The organism is Citrobacter sp. MNAZ 1397 (genome assembly GCF_023613995.1).
GTDB lineage: Bacteria > Pseudomonadota > Gammaproteobacteria > Enterobacterales > Enterobacteriaceae > Phytobacter > Phytobacter ursingii.
The window spans coordinates 513,983-531,498 of sequence record NZ_JAKIVH010000002.1; the positions used below are offsets into that span (position 1 = coordinate 513,983).

Here is a 17,516-nt window from a genome sequence, read left to right on the forward strand (position 1 = left end):
GGCTTCGGTGATATAGTCTGCGCCATCCATCAGCCTGTTTAATGCCGGGCTGTCAGGGGAAGCCGTGGTTGACACGGCTTTTTTGCGTAAAGGCTTTTGTATTCCTGAGTACCGCTAAATCCTTTTCAGGGACTAAAACGCGTTATGTTGTCTGCGAATCAACCAATGAGCGAAAATTTGCCAGCGCATGGCTGCCGCCATGTAGCAATCATTATGGACGGCAATGGTCGCTGGGCGAAAAGACAAGGAAAGATACGGGCATTTGGACACAGAGCTGGTGCGAAATCAGTTCGCCGGGCCGTTTCTTTTGCTGCCAACAGCGGGATTGATGCGTTAACGCTTTACGCGTTCAGTAGTGAGAACTGGAATCGTCCGGCGCAAGAAGTCAGTGCGCTAATGGAATTATTTGTATGGGCGTTGGACAGTGAAGTGAAGAGCCTGCACCGACATAATGTGCGTTTGCGCATTATTGGTGACACCAGCCGTTTCAACGCGCGTCTGCAAGAGCGTATTCGTAAAGCGGAAGCGTTGACTGCCCAGAATACAGGGTTGACGCTAAATATCGCGGCGAATTATGGCGGACGCTGGGATATCGTACAGGGAGTACGGCAATTGGCCGTTCAGGTTCAGGAAGGGGTATTACGTCCTGATCAGATTGATGAAGATTTGCTGAGTCAGCAAATCTGTATGCATGAACTGGCACCTGTAGATTTAGTGATTAGGACGGGTGGGGAACATCGCATAAGTAACTTTTTACTTTGGCAAATTGCCTATGCCGAACTTTACTTTACGGATGTTCTTTGGCCCGATTTTGATGAACAAGACTTTGAAGGTGCGCTGCATGCCTTTGCCAATCGAGAGCGTCGTTTCGGCGGCACCGAGCCAGGTGGCGACAAAGCCTGATGGGGGTAGCTTTTGCTGAAGTATCGCCTGATTTCTGCGTTTGTATTAATACCCATTGTCATTGCTGCATTGTTCTTATTGCCGCCCGTGGGTTTTGCGATTGTTACGCTCGCCGTTTGCATGCTGGCAGCATGGGAGTGGGGGCAACTGAGCGGTTTTACGTCACGGACACAGCGTGTCTGGCTGGCGGTATTATGTGGGCTGGTACTGGCGCTGATGTTGTTTATGCTGCCGGAGTACCATCATAATATTCATCAGCCAGTGGTTGAGGTTTCGCTTTGGGCTTCACTTGTCTGGTGGATTATCGCTCTGGCGCTGGTGCTGGGGTACCCGGCATCTGCAGCGATTTGGCGTAATTCGAAACCCATACGGTTGATTTTCGGCGTTCTCACAATTATTCCTTTTTTCTGGGGTATGCTGGCGCTACGGTCGTGGCATTATGCTGATAATCACTACAGCGGGGCGCTATGGCTGCTGTATATCATGATCCTGGTATGGGGCGCTGATTCTGGTGCGTACATGTTTGGCAAACTGTTTGGCAAACATAAGCTGGCGCCGAAGGTGTCACCGGGAAAAACCTGGCAGGGCTTTATTGGCGGCTTGTTTACCGCAGGAATTATTTCCTGGGGCTATAGTGCGTGGGCAAATCTGGATGTTTCGCCATCGACATTATTACTCTGTTCTGTGATCGCGGCGCTGGCCTCGGTGCTGGGCGATCTGACGGAAAGCATGTTTAAGCGTGAAGCCGGTATCAAAGACAGTGGTCATCTAATCCCCGGTCACGGTGGTATACTTGACCGCATCGACAGCCTGACGGCGGCGGTTCCTGTATTTGCCTGCCTGTTGTTACTGGTTTTCAGGACGATTTAACGGACGGTTTTATGCTGAGCTTTCTCTGGGATTTGGCGTCGTTCATTGTTGCGCTTGGTGTTCTTATCACCGTGCATGAATTTGGCCATTTCTGGGTTGCTCGCCGTTGCGGCGTAAGAGTAGAGCGTTTTTCCATTGGTTTCGGTAAAGCGCTCTGGCGTCGCAAAGACAAGCAAGGTACGGAATTCGTTATTGCCGTCATTCCGCTTGGTGGTTACGTCAAAATGCTGGATGAGCGCGTTGAACCGGTGACGCCGGAAATGCGCCATTACGCTTTCAACAATAAAACCGTTGGCCAGCGTGCTGCGGTTATCGCGGCGGGACCGATCGCCAATTTCCTCTTTGCTATCGTGGCTTACTGGCTGGTCTTTATCATTGGTGTACCGGGTGTTCGACCGGTTATTGGTGAAATTGCGCCCAATTCCATCGCGGCAAATGCGCAAATTACGCCAGGTACGGAACTTAAAGCGATTGATGGTATCGAAACGCCTGATTGGGACGCTGTGCGTTTGCAATTGATCTCCAAAATTGGCGACAAGCAAACCACACTCAGCGTGGCACCGTTTGGCAGTAATAACCGTCAGGACAAAGTTCTCGATTTACAACAGTGGAATTTTGCACCTGACAAAGACGACCCGCTAGCGTCATTAGGGATTCGTCCTCGCGGTGCGCAGATTGAACCGGTATTAGCTGAGGTACAATTAGGCTCGGCTGCAAGCAAAGCAGGTTTGCAAGCTGGCGACAGGATCGTTAAAGTCGATGGTCAGCAGTTAACGCAGTGGATGACGTTTGTCACCCTGGTGCGCGATAATCCGGGCACACCGTTAGCACTGGACATTGAAAGGCATGGGAGTCCCTTGTCTTTAACGCTGATTCCGGATGAGAAACCCGGTAACAAGGCGGAGGGTTTTGCCGGCGTTGTGCCGAAAATTATCCCGCTGCCGGATGAATATAAGACAGTACGCCAGTACGGACCATTTAGCGCCATCGCTGAAGCCACGGACAAAACGTGGCAGTTGATGAAGCTGACGGTCAGTATGTTGGGGAAATTGATAACCGGTGACGTAAAACTGAACAACCTCAGTGGGCCGATTTCGATCGCTCAGGGGGCTGGGATGTCAGCGGAGTTCGGGTTGATTTACTACCTGATGTTCCTCGCGTTGATAAGCGTGAACTTAGGCATCATCAACCTGTTCCCATTACCTGTCCTTGACGGGGGTCATCTGCTGTTTTTAGCGATTGAGAAGCTGAAAGGCGGACCGGTATCCGAGCGGGTTCAAGACTTTAGTTATCGCATTGGCTCGATTTTGCTGGTGTTGTTAATGGGGCTTGCACTTTTCAATGATTTCTCTCGGTTGTAAGAGAGTTTGTTAGGAAGAACGCATAATAACGATGGCGATGAAAAAGTTGCTCATAGCGTCGCTGCTGTTTAGCAGCGCCACCGTATACGGTGCTGACGGGTTCGTAGTGAAGGACATTCATTTCGAAGGCCTGCAGCGTGTCGCCGTTGGTGCGGCCCTCCTCAGTATGCCGGTTCGCCCAGGCGACACGGTGAATGATGAAGACATCAGTAACACCATCCGCGCCCTGTTTGCCACTGGTAACTTCGAGGATGTCCGCGTACTCCGCGACGGTGATACCCTTCTCGTTCAGGTAAAAGAACGTCCGACTATCGCCAGCATCACATTCTCCGGCAACAAGTCGGTGAAAGATGACATGCTCAAGCAGAACCTTGAAGCTTCTGGTGTACGTGTAGGCGAATCTCTGGATCGCACTACCCTGTCTGATATTGAAAAAGGCCTGGAAGATTTCTACTACAGCGTTGGTAAATACAGCGCCAGCGTGAAGGCGGTCGTTACGCCTCTGCCACGTAACCGTGTTGACCTTAAGCTGGTCTTCCAGGAAGGCGTATCAGCGCAGATCCAACAGATCAACATCGTCGGGAACCATGCGTTCAAGACCGAAGAGCTGATCTCCACCTTCCAGTTGCGCGATGAGGTGCCGTGGTGGAACGTTGTAGGCGATCGCAAATACCAGAAACAGAAACTGGCGGGCGACCTTGAAACTCTGCGCAGTTACTATCTGGATCGCGGTTATGCGCGTTTTAATATTGATTCCACGCAGGTGAGTCTGACGCCGGATAAAAAAGGCATCTACATCACCGTCAACGTGACCGAAGGGGATCAGTATAAACTCTCGGGTGTTGAAGTCAGCGGCAATCTGGCGGGTCACTCCGCAGAGATTGAAAGCATGACCAAAATCCAGCCGGGTGAACTGTATAACGGCACCAAAGTGACCAAAATGGAAGATGATATTAAAAAGCTTCTTGGTCGCTATGGCTATGCCTACCCACGCGTTCAGTCGCAGCCGGAAATCAACGATACGGATAAGACCGTTAAGCTGCATGTGAACGTCGATGCAGGTAACCGTTATTACGTGCGCAAAATTCGCTTCGAAGGTAACGACACGTCTAAAGATGCCGTACTGCGCCGTGAAATGCGTCAGATGGAAGGCGCCTGGCTGGGCAGCGACCTCGTAGATCAGGGTAAAGAACGTCTGAACCGTCTGGGTTACTTCGAAACGGTAGATACCGATACGCAGCGTGTGCCGGGCAGTCCGGACCAGGTTGACGTCGTGTATAAAGTTAAAGAGCGTAACACCGGTAGCTTCAACTTCGGTGTCGGCTACGGTACAGAAAGCGGTGTTAGCTTCCAGGTTGGTGTTCAGCAGGATAACTGGCTGGGTACCGGCTACTCTGTGGGTATCAACGGTACGAAGAACGACTACCAGACCTATTCCGAATTCTCGGTCACTAACCCGTACTTTACGGTGGATGGTGTGAGTCTCGGCGGGCGTATCTTCTACAATGACTTTAAAGCAGACAATGCTGACCTGTCTTCCTACACCAACAAAAGTTATGGTCTGGATGGCACGTTAGGCTTCCCGGTTAACGAATACAATACCCTGCGTGTGGGCTTAGGCTATGTCCATAATGATCTGTCGAAGATGGAACCGCAGGTGGCGATGTGGCGTTATCTGGATTCTATTGGTCAAAGTTCCGGTATAACCGATGATAATAACGGTTTCACGGCAAACGACTTCACCTTCAACTATGGTTGGACATACAACAACCTTGACCGCGGTTACTTCCCGACCAAGGGTTCCCGTGTCAACCTGAACGGTAAGGTGACGATTCCGGGTTCCGATAACGAGTTCTACAAAGTTACGATTGATACGGCGTCTTACTTCCCGATCGATGACGATCATAAATGGGTTGTATTGGGACGCACGCGTTGGGGCTACGGTGACGGCTTAAGTGGTAAAGAACTGCCGTTCTATGAGAACTTCTATGCCGGTGGTTCAAGCAGCGTTCGTGGCTTCCAGTCCAACAACATCGGTCCGAAAGCCGTTTACTTCGGTCACGAAGGTCTTGATAACTGTGACTCGACGACGAAAAAATACTGTAGCTCCAGTGATGCCGTGGGCGGTAACGCAATGGGCGTGGCGAGCGTAGAGTTCATTACGCCGACGCCGTTTATCAGTGAGAAGTATGCGAATTCTGTGCGTACATCGTTCTTCTGGGATGCAGGTACAGTTTGGGATACCAACTGGCAAAATACTGCTGATATGAAGGCATTAGGCGTACCGGATTACAGTGACCCGAGCAATATCCGTATGTCCGCGGGTATCGCCTTACAATGGATGTCCCCATTGGGGCCGTTGGTTTTCTCCTACGCCCAGCCGTTTAAGAAATACGATGGAGACAAGGCAGAACAGTTCCAGTTTAACATTGGTAAAACCTGGTAATTTGCCGCTGCGAAGGAATGCATAAGTAGTGTCGTGATGGTGAGGCAGTGCACGTTGTACTGCCCGCCAACGCAAAGAACGGTACCTCCGGGTACAAACGGGATGGTGAGGAGTTAATTGTGAAAAAGTGGTTATTAGCTGCAGGTGTAGGTTTGGCAATGGCAACGTCTGCTCAGGCGGCCGATAAAATTGCGGTCGTGGACATGAACAGCCTGTTCCAACAGGTTGCGCAGACTTCTGGCGTTTCTCAGACAATGAAAAACGAATTCAGTGGCCGTGCCAGCGAACTGCAGCGTATGGAATCCGATCTGCAGACTAAAATGCAGCGTTATCAGCGTGACGGTTCCACAATGAAAGCGGCCGATCGTACTAAGCTGGAAAAAGATATCCAGGCTCAGCGTCAGGATCTGGCCCAGAAAGGTCAGGCTTTTGAACAGGATCAGGCTCGTCGTTCTAACGAAGAACGTGGCAAGCTGATGACCAAAATCCAGGCTGCTGTGAAGAAAGTTGCTTCCGATCAGGGTGTGGATCTGGTTATCCCTTCCAACGCCGCTATCTACAACAGCAATGACGTTAAAGACATCACTGCTGATGTACTGAAACAGGTTAAATAAGTAATGCCTTCAATTCGACTGTCTGATTTAGCTCAACAGTTGGATGCAGAGTTACACGGTGATGGCGATATCGTCATCACCGGCGTTGCGTCCATGCAATCTGCTAAAGCAGGGCAAATCACCTTCATGGTAAACCCAAAATACCGTGAAAGCTTAGCCGCCTGTCAGGCGTCTGCTGTCGTAATGACGCAGGACGATCTTCCTTTTGCCACAAGCGCTGCACTGGTAGTGAAAAACCCCTACCTGACATACGCACGCATGGCCCAAATTCTTGATACCACGCCGCAACCGGCACAGAACATTGCCCCAGGGGCGGTGATCGATCCCGATGCGACGCTGGGGAACAACGTGGCGATTGGCGCAAATGCGGTCATCGAATCCGGCGTGACGCTTGGCGACAATGTTGTCATCGGTCCGGGCTGCTTCGTTGGGAAAAATACGAAAATTGGTGCGGGCTCCCGTTTATGGGCCAATGTGACCATTTACCACGAGATCGAGATCGGTGAGAATTGCCTGATTCAATCAGGCACAGTAATCGGTTCTGACGGTTTTGGTTATGCCAACGATCGTGGTAACTGGGTTAAGATCCCGCAACTTGGCCGCGTTATCATTGGCGATCGTGTTGAAATTGGTGCATGCACCACCATCGATCGCGGTGCGCTGGATGATACCCGTATTGGTAATGGCGTCATCATTGATAATCAGTGTCAGATTGCACATAACGTCGTGATTGGCGACAATACCGCGGTTGCTGGTGGCGTCATCATGGCGGGTAGTTTGAAAATTGGCCGTTATTGCATGATTGGCGGTGCCAGCGTTATCAACGGGCATATGGAAATCTGCGATAAAGTCACCGTGACGGGAATGGGGATGGTGATGCGTCCTATCACCGAGCCAGGAATTTATTCCTCCGGGATCCCGCTACAGCCAAACAAGGTGTGGCGTAAAACCGCAGCCCTGGTGATGAACATTGATGACATGAGCAAGCGCCTCAAGGCTATTGAGCGCAAGGTCAATAAAGAAGACTAATAGCTCGCTCGCTACGTTTAAACTTCCCGGCCTGTCGGCATTCTTACGATTGCCGCGGGCCGTGTTATTATGGCCTTTTAGTATATTTAGACAGGAAGAGTATTTTGACTACTGACACTCATACTCTGCACATTGAAGAGATTCTGGAGCTTCTGCCGCACCGTTACCCGTTTTTGCTGGTAGACCGTGTGCTGGACTTTGAAGAAGGTCGTTTTCTACGCGCAGTTAAAAATGTTTCGGTAAATGAGCCTTTTTTCCAGGGGCATTTCCCTGGTAAACCGATTTTGCCTGGCGTGTTGATTCTGGAAGCGATGGCGCAGGCGACCGGTATTCTGGCGTTTAAAAGCGTCGGTAAACTGGAACCTGGCGAGCTCTACTATTTCGCAGGTATCGATGAGGCGCGCTTTAAGCGTCCGGTTGTGCCAGGCGATCAAATGATCATGGAAGTCACCTTCGAAAAAACGCGCCGTGGCCTGACTCGCTTCAAGGGTGTCGCGCTGGTAGACGGCAAAGTTGTTTGTGAAGCTACTATGATGTGTGCACGTAGCCGGGAGGCCTGATACGTGATTGATAAAACCGCCTTTATTCATCCTTCTGCCATTGTTGAAGACGGTGCCGTTATTGGTGCCAATGCTCACATTGGTCCGTTTTGTATTGTTGGCGCTAACGTCGAAATCGGCGAAGGCACCGTACTGAAGTCTCATGTTGTCATTAATGGCCATACCAAAATTGGTCGTGATAACGAGATTTATCAGTTCGCCTCCATTGGCGAGGTTAACCAGGATCTGAAATATGCTGGTGAACCGACCCGCGTGGAAATTGGCGATCGCAACCGCATTCGCGAAAGCGTCACCATTCACCGTGGCACATTACAAGGCGGTGGGTTGACGAAGGTGGGCAGCGATAACCTGCTGATGGTCAATGCGCACGTTGCGCATGATTGCACCGTTGGCAGTCGTTGCATTCTGGCGAATAACGCCACACTGGCAGGCCATGTTTCCGTTGATGATTTCGCGATCATCGGTGGTATGACCGCGGTGCACCAGTTCTGCATCATCGGTGCGCACGTTATGGTTGGCGGCTGTTCTGGTGTCGCACAGGACGTCCCACCGTTCGTGATTGCTCAGGGTAACCACGCCACTCCGTTTGGCGTGAATATTGAAGGTCTTAAGCGTCGTGGCTTTAGCCGTGAAGCGATCACCGCGATCCGTAACGCGTACAAACTGCTGTACCGCAGCGGCAAAACGCTGGATGAAGCGAAACCTGAAATTGCCGAACTGGCAGAACAGCATCCGGAAGTGAAAACGTTCATGGCGTTTTTTGAACGTTCCACGCGTGGTTTAATTCGGTAATGGCCGAACGTCGTCCGTTAACGATTGCCCTCGTCGCCGGAGAAACCTCCGGCGATATTCTTGGTGCCGGTCTCATCCGCGCACTAAGAGCGCGTATGCCCGATGCGCGCTTTGTCGGTGTTGCCGGGCCGCGTATGCAGGCCGAAGGCTGCGAGGCCTGGTACGAAATGGAAGAGCTGGCGGTGATGGGTATCGTCGAGGTGCTTGGTCGCCTGCGACGTTTGCTGCACATCCGTGCAGATCTCACGCGCCGCTTTAGCGAGCTTAAACCCGATGTTTTTGTCGGCATCGATGCGCCCGATTTCAATATTACCCTTGAGGGGAACCTGAAAAAAAAGGGTATCAAGACCATTCATTATGTCAGCCCTTCGGTATGGGCCTGGCGCCAAAAACGCGTTTTCAAAATAGGCAGAGCCACCGATCTGGTGCTCGCTTTTCTGCCTTTCGAAAAAGCGTTTTACGACAGATTCAATGTCCCCTGCCGTTTTATCGGTCATACCATGGCGGATGCGATGCCGCTGGACCCGGATAAAAATGCGGCGCGGGACACGTTGGGCATCCCTCATGACGCCCACTGCCTTGCGTTACTTCCGGGTAGTCGTGGTGCTGAGGTTGAGATGCTGAGCGCCGACTTTTTGCGTACGGCGCAGCTATTACGTCATCACTATCCGGACCTTGAAGTCGTTGTACCGTTGGTAAATGCAAAGCGCCGTGAACAATTTGAACGCATCAAAGCGGATGTCGCACCTGATTTACACGTGCATATGCTGGATGGTCTGGCGCGTGAAGCGATGATCGCCAGCGATGCAGCATTACTGGCGTCCGGCACTGCGGCACTGGAATGTATGTTGGCAAAATGCCCGATGGTAGTGGGTTATCGAATGAAGCCGTTTACCTTCTGGCTGGCGAAACGCCTGGTCAAAACCGACTACGTTTCACTGCCCAATTTACTGGCGGGCCGTGAGCTTGTTAAAGAGCTGCTGCAGGATGAATGCCAGCCTCAGGCGCTGGCTGATGCATTACTTCCCCTGCTGGCAAACGGCAAAACCAGCCATGCGATGCACGATATTTTCCGGGAGCTGCATTTGCAGATCCGCTGTAATGCCGATGAGCAGGCCGCAGACGCCGTACTGGAGTTGGCACAATGATGGAATTTGTTTACCCCCATACGCACCTGGTTGCGGGTGTGGATGAAGTTGGACGCGGTCCGTTGGTTGGCGCAGTGGTGACTGCCGCTGTCATCCTCGATCCTGCGCGTCCCATTATCGGTCTAAATGACTCGAAAAAATTATCAGAGAAACGCCGTCTGGCGCTGTATGACGAGATCAAAGAAAAAGCGCTGGCCTGGAGTCTGGGCCGCGCGGAGCCGCACGAAATCGACGAGTTAAATATTCTGCATGCCACGATGCTGGCGATGCAGCGTGCGGTCGCTGGGTTGGGGATCATTCCGGAATATGTTCTCATCGACGGCAACCGTTGCCCCAGTCTGCCAATGCCTTCGCTGGCGGTTGTAAAAGGCGATAGTCGTGTGCCTGAAATCAGCGCCGCCTCCATTCTGGCGAAGGTCACTCGAGATGCAGAAATGGCCACGCTCGATATGACTTTCCCCCAATACGGTTTCGCGCAGCATAAAGGCTACCCGACAGCTTTCCATCTGGAAAAACTGGCTGAGCATGGCGCAACGGAACATCATCGGCGCAGTTTTGCGCCCGTCAAACGCGTGCTGGGCCTTGTGTCCTGATTCTGTGACGTGAAGAGATCTGAAAATGGCTGAACCACGTTTCGTACACCTGCGGGTGCATAGCGACTACTCCATGATAGACGGGCTGGCGAAAACCGGGCCGCTGGTGAAAAAGGCGGCCTCTCTCGGCATGCCTGCGCTGGCGATCACCGATTTTACCAACCTGTGTGGCCTGGTGAAGTTTTACGGAACGGCCCACGGCGCAGGATTAAAACCAATTGTGGGTGCCGATTTTCATGTTCAGAGCGAATTGCTCGCAGACGAACTGACGCAGCTCACCGTACTGGCAGCAAACAACGTCGGCTATCAAAACCTGACGCTGCTGATTTCCCGTGCTTACCAGCGTGGCTACGGGGCGGCAGGGCCATGGATTGACCGCGACTGGCTGGTTGAGTTGAAAGAGGGGTTAATCCTGCTGTCTGGCGCCCGTATGGGGGATGTGGGAAGAAGCCTGATGCGCGGCAATAGCGTGCTGGTCGATCAGTGCGTGGCGTTTTACGAAGAGCACTTCCCCAACAACTATTATCTTGAACTGATTCGTACCGGTCGCGCGGACGAAGAGAGCTATTTGCACGCGGCGGTGCAGCTCGCCGAAGAACGCGGTCTGCCAGTTGTCGCCACCAACGATGTCCGTTTTCTTGATGCGGGTGACTTTGACGCGCATGAAATCCGCGTGGCTATTCACGACGGCTTTACCCTGGATGACCCTAAGCGTCCGCGTAACTACTCTGCACAGCAGTATATGCGCAGCGAAGACGAGATGTGTGAGTTGTTTTCCGACATCCCGGAAGCGCTGGAAAATACGGTAGAAATTGCCAAGCGGTGTAACGTCACGGTGCGTCTGGGCGAGTACTTTCTGCCTCAGTTCCCGACCGGGGAGATGACCACTGAAGATTTCCTTGTTGCGAAGTCGAAAGAGGGGCTGGAAGAGCGTCTGGCGTTCCTTTTTCCGGATGAAGCGGTCCGTAAAGAGAAACGTCCTGAGTATGACGAGCGCCTGGATATTGAACTCCAGGTTATCAACCAGATGGGCTTCCCTGGGTACTTCCTTATCGTAATGGAGTTTATCCAGTGGTCGAAAGATAACGGTGTGCCGGTAGGCCCTGGACGAGGTTCCGGTGCGGGCTCGTTGGTGGCCTATGCGCTGAAAATTACCGACCTCGACCCGCTTGAATTTGACCTGCTGTTCGAACGTTTCCTTAACCCGGAACGTGTCTCCATGCCCGACTTTGATGTCGATTTCTGTATGGAAAAACGCGATCAGGTTATCGACCATGTGGCCGATATGTATGGTCGTGATGCGGTATCGCAGATAATCACCTTCGGTACGATGGCGGCAAAAGCGGTTATTCGCGACGTTGGCCGCGTGCTGGGGCACCCGTACGGCTTTGTCGATCGTATTTCCAAACTGGTTCCGCCCGATCCAGGCATGACGCTGGCGAAAGCCTTTGAAGCGGAACCGCAACTGCCAGAAATCTACGAAGCTGACGAGGAAGTCAAAGCGCTAATTGATATGGCGCGTAAGCTGGAAGGTGTCACGCGTAACGCCGGTAAACACGCCGGTGGTGTGGTTATCGCACCGACCAAAATTACCGATTTTGCGCCGCTCTATTGTGATGAAGCCGGGCAACATCCGGTTACCCAGTTTGATAAGAACGATGTGGAATATGCGGGTCTCGTGAAGTTCGACTTCCTGGGGCTGCGTACACTCACCATCATCAACTGGGCGCTGGAGATGATCAATGCCCGCCGTGAGAAGAACGGCGAGCCACCGCTGGATATCGCCGCTATACCGCTTGATGACAAGAAAAGCTTCGACATGTTGCAGCGCTCGGAAACCACCGCGGTATTCCAGCTTGAATCTCGCGGCATGAAAGATTTGATCAAACGTCTGCAGCCTGACTGCTTCGAAGATATGATAGCCCTTGTGGCTCTGTTCCGTCCGGGTCCCTTACAGTCCGGGATGGTGGATAACTTTATCGACCGTAAACATGGGCGCGAAGAGATTTCCTACCCGGACGTGCAGTGGCAGCATGAGAGCCTGAAACCGGTACTGGAGCCGACCTACGGCATCATTCTGTATCAGGAACAGGTGATGCAGATTGCTCAGGTCCTTTCTGGTTATACTCTCGGCGGCGCGGATATGCTGCGTCGTGCGATGGGTAAGAAAAAGCCAGAGGAAATGGCCAAGCAGCGCGGGACCTTCGAAGAAGGGGCGAAGAAGAACGGCGTTGATGGCGAGCTGGCGATGAAAATCTTCGATCTGGTGGAGAAATTCGCCGGGTACGGATTTAACAAATCGCACTCTGCTGCCTATGCTTTAGTCTCATACCAGACGCTGTGGCTGAAAGCGCACTATCCGGCTGAGTTTATGGCGGCGGTAATGACTGCCGATATGGACAACACCGAGAAGGTGGTCGGCCTGGTGGACGAATGCTGGCGTATGGGGCTCAAGATCCTGCCGCCGGATATCAACTCTGGCCTGTACCATTTCCACGTCAATGACGACGGTGAAATTGTTTACGGCATTGGGGCTATCAAGGGCGTGGGTGAAGGCCCGATCGAAGCGATACTTGAGGCTCGTAATAACGGCGGTTATTTCCGGGAATTGTTTGATCTCTGCGCCCGTACTGATACCAAAAAACTCAATCGCCGGGTGCTGGAAAAGCTGATAATGTCCGGGGCGTTTGACAGGCTGGGGCCGCATCGTGCCGCACTGATGAACGCATTGGGCGACGCGCTGAAAGCCGCCGATCAGCACGCGAAAGCGGAAGCGATTGGTCAGGCCGATATGTTCGGTGTCCTGGCGGAGGAGCCAGAGCAGGTTGAACAGTCATATGCCAGTTGCCAGCCGTGGCCAGAGCAGGTGGTACTGGACGGTGAACGTGAAACCCTGGGGCTGTATCTGACCGGGCACCCGATCACCCAGTATTTAAAAGAGATCGATCGTTACGTCGGTGGTTACCGACTAAAAGACATGCACCCAACCGAACGTGGCAAAGTCACCACGGCGGCGGGGCTGGTAATTGCAGCGCGGGTTATGGTCACCAAGCGCGGCAATCGTATTGGCATCTGTACGTTGGATGACCGTTCCGGGCGCCTGGAAGTCATGTTGTTCACGGACGCCCTGGATAAATATCAGCAACTGCTGGAAAAAGACCGCATACTGATCGTCAGCGGACAGGTCAGCTTTGATGACTTTAGCGGGGGGCTTAAAATGACCGCCCGCGAAGTGATGGACATTGACGAAGCTCGTGAAAAATATGCGCGCGGGCTTGCTATCTCGCTGACGGACAGGCAAATTGATGACCAGCTTTTGAACCGACTCCGTCAGTCTCTGGAACCCCACCGCTCGGGGACCATTCCAGTACATCTCTACTATCAGAGGGCGGATGCACGTGCACGATTACGTTTCGGCGCAACGTGGCGTGTCTCTCCGAGCGATCGTTTATTAAACGATCTCCGTGGCCTCATTGGTTCGGAGCAGGTGGAACTGGAGTTTGACTAATACAGGAATACTATGAGTCTGAATTTCCTTGATTTCGAACAGCCGATTGCCGAGCTGGAAGCGAAAATCGATTCTCTGACGTCCGTAAGCCGTCAGGATGAAAAACTGGATATTAACATCGATGAAGAAGTGCATCGTCTGCGTGAAAAAAGCGTAGAACTGACGCGCAAAATCTTTGCCGATCTTGGTGCATGGCAAGTTGCTCAGCTGGCTCGCCATCCGCTGCGTCCATACACCCTGGATTATGTCCGCCTCGCATTTGATGAATTTGACGAACTGGCTGGCGACCGCGCTTATGCGGACGATAAAGCTATCGTCGGTGGGATCGCTCGCCTCGACGGGCGTCCAGTGATGATTATCGGCCACCAGAAAGGCCGCGAAACTAAAGAAAAAATTCGCCGCAATTTTGGTATGCCAGCGCCGGAAGGGTATCGCAAAGCGTTGCGCCTGATGGAAATGGCAGAACGTTTCAATATGCCGATCATCACTTTTATCGACACCCCAGGTGCATATCCTGGCGTGGGTGCGGAAGAGCGTGGTCAGTCTGAGGCGATCGCGCGTAACCTGCGGGAAATGTCCCGTCTGAGCGTACCGGTTATTTGTACCGTTATCGGTGAAGGGGGTTCTGGCGGTGCGCTGGCCATTGGCGTGGGTGACAAAGTGAATATGCTGCAATACAGCACCTATTCCGTTATCTCCCCGGAAGGCTGTGCGTCCATTCTGTGGAAAAGCGCCGACAAAGCGCCATTAGCTGCCGATGCAATGGGCATCATTGCACCGCGTCTGAAAGAGCTGAAACTGATCGACTCGATCATTCCGGAGCCGTTAGGCGGCGCACACCGTAACCCGGAAGCAATCGCTGCCTCTCTGAAAGCGCAACTGATTGCGGATCTGGCGGATCTGGACGTACTGAGCAAAGATGATCTGCGTAATCGCCGTTACCAGCGTCTGATGAGCTACGGTTACGCCTGATAAGCGTTGAAAGATCATTCTGAAAAGCCACACATTGTTGTGGCTTTTTTTATACCCACGGTTTACCTCAACTATGATTAACTTAGGTTTTTTTCAGGAGGTAACCGTGAATATTATTGCCATCATGGGGCCGCACGGCGTCTTTTACAAAGATGAGCCGATCAAGGAGCTTGAGCAGGCGCTCCAGGCGCAAGGGTTTCAGATAATCTGGCCACAAAATAGCAGCGACCTGCTGAAATTTATCGAACACAACCCGCGCATCTGCGGTGTCATTTTCGACTGGGACGAGTACACGCTCGATTTATGCAGCGATATCAACCAGCTTAACGAATACCTCCCTCTTTATGCCTTTATTAATACCCATTCAACGCTGGATGTCAGTGCACAGGATATGCGCATGGCGCTGTGGTTTTTTGAATATGCTCTGGGGATGGCCGATGACATTGCAACACGTATTGGGCAGTACACGAAAGAGTATCTCGATAACATCACGCCGCCTTTTACCAAAGCGCTGTTTACCTATGTGAAAGAGGGGAAATATACCTTCTGTACGCCAGGTCATATGGCGGGTACGGCCTACCTGAAAAGCCCGGTCGGCTGTCTGTTTTATGATTTCTTCGGCGGAAATACGCTGAAAGCAGATGTTTCTATCTCGGTTACCGAGCTGGGCTCGCTTCTGGACCATAGCGGGCCCCATCTGGAAGCCGAGGAGTATATCGCCCGCACCTTTGGCGCTGAGCAAAGCTATATGGTCACCAACGGGACCTCCACCTCCAATAAAATTGTGGGTATGTACGCCGCGCCGGTGGGCAGTACGCTACTTATCGACCGCAATTGCCACAAGTCGCTGGCCCATCTGTTAATGATGAGTGATGTTACGCCGCTGTGGCTGAAACCGGGACGTAACGCGCTGGGGATTCTGGGTGGCATTCCGCGCCGGGAATTTACCCATGCCAGTATCGAACAAAAGATTGCTGCAACCGCTGGCGCAGCCTGGCCGGTCCATGCGGTAATCACCAACTCCACGTATGATGGGCTGTTATACAACACCGACTGGATTAAAAAAACGCTGGATGTGCCTTCTATTCATTTCGATTCCGCGTGGGTGCCGTACACAAATTTTCATCCGATTTATGCCGGAAAGAGCGGCATGAGCGGAGAGCGGGTGCCTGGAAAAGTGATATTCGAAACGCAATCGACACACAAAATGCTGGCGGCATTTTCGCAGGCCTCGCTCATTCATGTTAAGGGTGAATATGACGAAGAAACCTTTAACGAAGCGTTTATGATGCATACGTCCACATCGCCGAGCTATCCGCTGGTTGCCTCCATTGAGACCGCCGCGGCCATGTTGCGCGGTAATCCGGGTAAACGGCTGATTAACCGTTCGGTTGAGCGCGCGTTGCATTTCCGTAAAGAGGTACAGCGGTTAAAAGATGAAGCCGACGGCTGGTTTTTTGATATCTGGCAACCCGAGGAGATCAACGAGGCGGACTGCTGGCCGGTAGCGCCAGGAGAAAGCTGGCACGGTTTTCGCGACGCCGATGAAGATCATATGTTCCTCGATCCGGTCAAGGTGACTATTCTGACGCCGGGTATGGATGAGCAAGGCACTATGAGTGAAGAGGGGATCCCGGCGGCGCTGGTGGCGAAGTTTCTTGATGAGCGCGGCGTGGTGGTGGAAAAAACGGGTCCTTACAATCTGTTGTTCCTGTTCAGTATCGGGATCGATAAAACCCGTGCCATGGGCTTATTGCGTGGATTAATGGAGTTCAAACGATCCTATGATCTCAATTTACGCGTGAAGAACATGCTGCCGGATCTGTATGCAGAAGATCCTGACTTCTATCGCAACATGCGGATCCAGGACCTTGCGCAGGGCATCCATAAATTGATTCGCCAGCACGATCTGCCGCAACTGATGCTGCGGGCGTTCGATGTGTTGCCGGAAATGAAGCTGACGCCGCATCAGGCATGGCAACAGCAAATTCGTGGTGAGGTAGAAACCATCGAACTGGAAAGGCTAACGGGACGTATTTCCGCCAATATGATCTTACCTTACCCGCCGGGCGTGCCGTTACTGATGCCGGGCGAGATGATCACCGAAGCGAGTCGCTCGGTTTTGGATTTCCTGTTAATGCTCTGTGCGATAGGGCGGCACTATCCGGGTTTTGAAACAGATATCCATGGCGCGAAGAGGGGAGAAGATGGCGTCTATTGGGTACGTGTCTTAAAAAGACCGTAGCCTCTTGCGGGTTACCTGCCACAACGGTAACGTGCGAAGAGACAAAAGGAGACACTATGCTGGATTTAAAACAGGTACATCACATCGCCATCATCGCAACGGATTATGTAAAGAGTAAAGCGTTCTATTGCGATATCCTGGGTTTTACGCTGCAAAGCGAAGTTTATCGGGAAGAGCGCGACTCATGGAAAGGCGATCTGGCGTTGAATGGTCAGTATGTCATTGAGTTGTTTTCGTTTCCCTTTCCGCCAGCACGTCCGAGTGGGCCGGAAGCCTGCGGATTGCGTCATCTGGCTTTCAGCGTTGCGGATATCGATCAGGCGGTTGCTCACCTGCAGGCGCACAATGTCACCTGCGAAGCAATCCGTGTGGACCCCTATACCGGTAAGCGCTTTACCTTTTTTAAAGATCCTGACAACCTGCCGCTGGAACTCTATCAGCAGTAAGCCTTGCCAGTCACAGCAATGCCCGGTAA

General features: G+C 52.4%; 14 protein-coding genes. All 14 read left to right on the forward strand.

What is annotated here, in order from left to right:
- The first annotated feature begins 144 nt into the window (after positions 1 to 144).
- Positions 145 to 903 carry a (2E,6E)-farnesyl-diphosphate-specific ditrans,polycis-undecaprenyl-diphosphate synthase gene (gene ispU, locus L2097_RS17080; RefSeq protein ID WP_047371767.1) on the forward strand — a complete coding sequence of 253 codons (759 nt, stop codon included), beginning with the start codon at positions 145 to 147 and terminating at the stop codon, positions 901 to 903.
- A gap of 12 nt (positions 904 to 915) precedes the next feature.
- Positions 916 to 1,773 carry a phosphatidate cytidylyltransferase gene (cdsA, locus tag L2097_RS17085; protein ID WP_085006684.1) on the forward strand — a complete coding sequence of 286 codons (858 nt, stop codon included), beginning with the start codon at positions 916 to 918 and terminating at the stop codon, positions 1,771 to 1,773.
- A gap of 11 nt (positions 1,774 to 1,784) precedes the next feature.
- Positions 1,785 to 3,134 carry a sigma E protease regulator RseP gene (gene rseP, locus L2097_RS17090; RefSeq protein ID WP_047371765.1) on the forward strand — a complete coding sequence of 450 codons (1,350 nt, stop codon included), beginning with the start codon at positions 1,785 to 1,787 and terminating at the stop codon, positions 3,132 to 3,134.
- 31 nt (positions 3,135 to 3,165) lie between these two features.
- On the forward strand, positions 3,166 to 5,580 hold the full coding sequence (gene bamA / locus L2097_RS17095) for an outer membrane protein assembly factor BamA (RefSeq protein ID WP_250353345.1): 2,415 nt from the start codon (positions 3,166 to 3,168) through the stop codon (positions 5,578 to 5,580).
- Positions 5,581 to 5,699: 119 nt separating this feature from the next.
- Entirely contained in the window at positions 5,700 to 6,194 is a 495-nt protein-coding gene (gene skp / locus L2097_RS17100; RefSeq protein WP_039078473.1) for a molecular chaperone Skp, read from the forward strand.
- A gap of 3 nt (positions 6,195 to 6,197) precedes the next feature.
- Positions 6,198 to 7,223 carry a UDP-3-O-(3-hydroxymyristoyl)glucosamine N-acyltransferase gene (gene lpxD / locus L2097_RS17105; protein WP_047371763.1) on the forward strand — a complete coding sequence of 342 codons (1,026 nt, stop codon included), beginning with the start codon at positions 6,198 to 6,200 and terminating at the stop codon, positions 7,221 to 7,223.
- A gap of 104 nt (positions 7,224 to 7,327) precedes the next feature.
- Positions 7,328 to 7,783: a 3-hydroxyacyl-ACP dehydratase FabZ gene (fabZ, locus tag L2097_RS17110; protein WP_004145858.1), complete on the forward strand. Its 456-nt coding sequence runs from the start codon at positions 7,328 to 7,330 to the stop codon at positions 7,781 to 7,783.
- A gap of 3 nt (positions 7,784 to 7,786) precedes the next feature.
- Positions 7,787 to 8,575: an acyl-ACP--UDP-N-acetylglucosamine O-acyltransferase gene (gene lpxA, locus L2097_RS17115; protein WP_047371762.1), complete on the forward strand. Its 789-nt coding sequence runs from the start codon at positions 7,787 to 7,789 to the stop codon at positions 8,573 to 8,575.
- On the forward strand, positions 8,575 to 9,723 hold the full coding sequence (lpxB, locus tag L2097_RS17120; protein WP_250353346.1) for a lipid-A-disaccharide synthase: 1,149 nt from the start codon (positions 8,575 to 8,577) through the stop codon (positions 9,721 to 9,723). The genes lpxA and lpxB overlap by 1 nt, the downstream gene beginning before the upstream one ends.
- A complete protein-coding gene (gene rnhB / locus L2097_RS17125; RefSeq protein ID WP_229220456.1) occupies positions 9,720 to 10,316 on the forward strand; it encodes a ribonuclease HII in 597 nt (198 codons plus the stop codon). Before lpxB ends, rnhB begins: the two co-directional genes overlap by 4 nt.
- 25 nt (positions 10,317 to 10,341) lie before the next feature.
- A complete protein-coding gene (gene dnaE, locus L2097_RS17130) occupies positions 10,342 to 13,824 on the forward strand; it encodes a DNA polymerase III subunit alpha (RefSeq protein ID WP_250353347.1) in 3,483 nt (1,160 codons plus the stop codon).
- A 12-nt stretch (positions 13,825 to 13,836) separates the two neighbouring features.
- On the forward strand, positions 13,837 to 14,796 hold the full coding sequence (gene accA, locus L2097_RS17135; RefSeq protein WP_039078446.1) for an acetyl-CoA carboxylase carboxyl transferase subunit alpha: 960 nt from the start codon (positions 13,837 to 13,839) through the stop codon (positions 14,794 to 14,796).
- A 106-nt stretch (positions 14,797 to 14,902) separates the two neighbouring features.
- Positions 14,903 to 17,041 carry a lysine decarboxylase LdcC gene (locus L2097_RS17140; protein ID WP_250353348.1) on the forward strand — a complete coding sequence of 713 codons (2,139 nt, stop codon included), beginning with the start codon at positions 14,903 to 14,905 and terminating at the stop codon, positions 17,039 to 17,041.
- A 56-nt stretch (positions 17,042 to 17,097) separates the two neighbouring features.
- The gene (locus L2097_RS17145) at positions 17,098 to 17,487 is read left to right on the forward strand and encodes a VOC family protein (RefSeq protein ID WP_250353349.1); all 390 of its coding nucleotides are present in this window, start codon (positions 17,098 to 17,100) and stop codon (positions 17,485 to 17,487) included.
- Positions 17,488 to 17,516: the final 29 nt, after the last annotated feature.

What these genes read in the sequence shown, in the direction of transcription:
- ispU (WP_047371767.1), top strand. Translation starts at nt 145, where the DNA reads ATGTTGTCTGCGAATCAACCAATGAGCGAAAATTTGCCAGCGCATGGC.
- rseP (WP_047371765.1), top strand. Translation starts at nt 1,785, where the DNA reads ATGCTGAGCTTTCTCTGGGATTTGGCGTCGTTCATTGTTGCGCTTGGT.
- bamA (WP_250353345.1), top strand. Translation starts at nt 3,166, where the DNA reads ATGGCGATGAAAAAGTTGCTCATAGCGTCGCTGCTGTTTAGCAGCGCC.
- lpxD (WP_047371763.1), top strand. Translation starts at nt 6,198, where the DNA reads ATGCCTTCAATTCGACTGTCTGATTTAGCTCAACAGTTGGATGCAGAG.
- lpxB (WP_250353346.1), top strand. Translation starts at nt 8,575, where the DNA reads ATGGCCGAACGTCGTCCGTTAACGATTGCCCTCGTCGCCGGAGAAACC.
- rnhB (WP_229220456.1), top strand. Translation starts at nt 9,720, where the DNA reads ATGATGGAATTTGTTTACCCCCATACGCACCTGGTTGCGGGTGTGGAT.
- dnaE (WP_250353347.1), top strand. Translation starts at nt 10,342, where the DNA reads ATGGCTGAACCACGTTTCGTACACCTGCGGGTGCATAGCGACTACTCC.
- accA (WP_039078446.1), top strand. Translation starts at nt 13,837, where the DNA reads ATGAGTCTGAATTTCCTTGATTTCGAACAGCCGATTGCCGAGCTGGAA.
- L2097_RS17145 (WP_250353349.1), top strand. Translation starts at nt 17,098, where the DNA reads ATGCTGGATTTAAAACAGGTACATCACATCGCCATCATCGCAACGGAT.